A 1,653-nucleotide genomic window follows, 5' to 3' on the forward strand; every position below is an offset into this window, starting at 1 on the left:
GAAACAAACACCTCCTTATACTCCCTCACACCAACCCTGAGTCTGGAAGGCCGCCCGATACCCACTGACGAACTTTTTCCTTCCACGACACCTTCCGTTGAGGTGGAAGGGGAGAATAAAAGAGATTATGGAACTATTGCTGGCGCGGTCACTACCGGAGTCGTAGTGACCGGGGCGATTGTATCTGCGGTGGTTATCGGAATGATCTGCTGGGCTTCACACCGTGCAAAACTCAAAAGCGCCAGTTATGAAATGCAGAACAAGCAGTGACACACTGATCTGCCCGTACCAAACAGGCTCAATAAAGGTTGTCACCTTGCCCCCGGAAAACTGAACTACACTGGATGTCCACCCAAAGGAGTTGGGAAAAGCCGGAACCGGATATCCCCATAGCCAACGGGTGCGAGAGATCATAACTCATGACATTCAGTGCAAAACCATCAGCAGCAACACCAAGCACGGCTTTTTCTTCCAGAAGGGTAAAAGCCCCTTGGCCACGTTGGCAGGGTATATGTGTCTTTGTGGTTCAGTTGGCAGTCACCAGCCTTTGCGTACTGCAACCTGCCAGTGGTGAGGAGGTAAATGAGCCGGGGTCTCTCATTAATCCGGTCATTTACCGTAACAGCAACACTCATGAGCTGGACGGTGCTTGGAGTGTCGCCCTCAGCCCCGACGGGCAACACCTGTACTTAACGGCCTCTTTAGGGAGTGCCCTGTCGGTGTACGATGTGGCCAGCAACGGCGCGCTCTTCAACCTCCGTATTTACCGTAACGACGACACTCATGAGCTGGACGGCGCTGTTAGTGTCGCCCTGAGTCCCGACGGGCAACACCTATACGTAACGGCCTCTTTCGGGAATGCCCTGTCGGTGTACGACGTGGCCAGCGACGGCGCGCTCTCTAATCCTCGTATTTACCGCAGCGACGACACTCATAAGCTGTTCGGTGCCCGGAATGTTGCCTTGAGCCCCGACGGGCAACACCTTTACGTAACGGCCTTTTGGGGGAGTGTCCTGTCGGTGTACGACGTGGCCAGCGACGGCACTCTCTCCAACCCCCGTATTTACCATAATAACGACACTCATGAGCTGTTCGGTGCCTTGGGTGTTACCCTGAGCCCCAGCGGGCAACACCTGTATGTAACGGCCTTTTGGGGGGATGCCCTGTCGGTGTACGACGTGGATAGCGACGGCGCGCTCTCCAACCCCCGTATTTACCGTGACGACGAGACTCATGAGCTGGACGGCGCCCGGAATGTTGCCCTGAGCCCCGACGGGCAACACCTGTACGTAACGGCCTATATCGGGGATGCCCTGTCGTTATACGACGTGGCCAGCGACGGCGCGCTCTCCAACCCTCGTACTTACCGCAACGACGACACTCATGAGCTGAACGGTGCCCGGGGTGTTACCCTGAGCCCCGACGGGCAACACCTGTACGTAACAGCCAATCTTGGGAATGCCCTGTCGGTGTATCAGGTGACCCAGGTCGTAGAAACAAACACCTCCTTATACTCCCTCACACCAACCCTGAGTCTGGAAGGCCGCCCGATACCCACTGACGAACTTTCTCCTTCCGCGACACCTTCCGTTGAGGTGGAAGGGGAGAATAAAAGAGATTATGGAACTATTGCTGGCGCGGTCACTACCGGAG

At 55.9% G+C, this 1,653-nt stretch carries 2 protein-coding genes; both read left to right on the forward strand.

Annotated elements, in window-relative coordinates:
- Positions 1-270 (forward strand): hypothetical protein (locus GZ78_RS29665; RefSeq protein WP_034841509.1); only part of this gene is annotated, 270 nt, incomplete at its 5' end.
- A gap of 149 nt (positions 271-419) precedes the next feature.
- A partial coding sequence (locus tag GZ78_RS23015) for a lactonase family protein (protein WP_152558907.1) occupies positions 420-1,653 on the forward strand: 1,234 nt, incomplete at its 3' end.

Origin of the sequence: Endozoicomonas numazuensis, assembly GCF_000722635.1 — a bacterium.
GTDB classification, from domain to species: domain Bacteria; phylum Pseudomonadota; class Gammaproteobacteria; order Pseudomonadales; family Endozoicomonadaceae; genus Endozoicomonas_A; species Endozoicomonas_A numazuensis.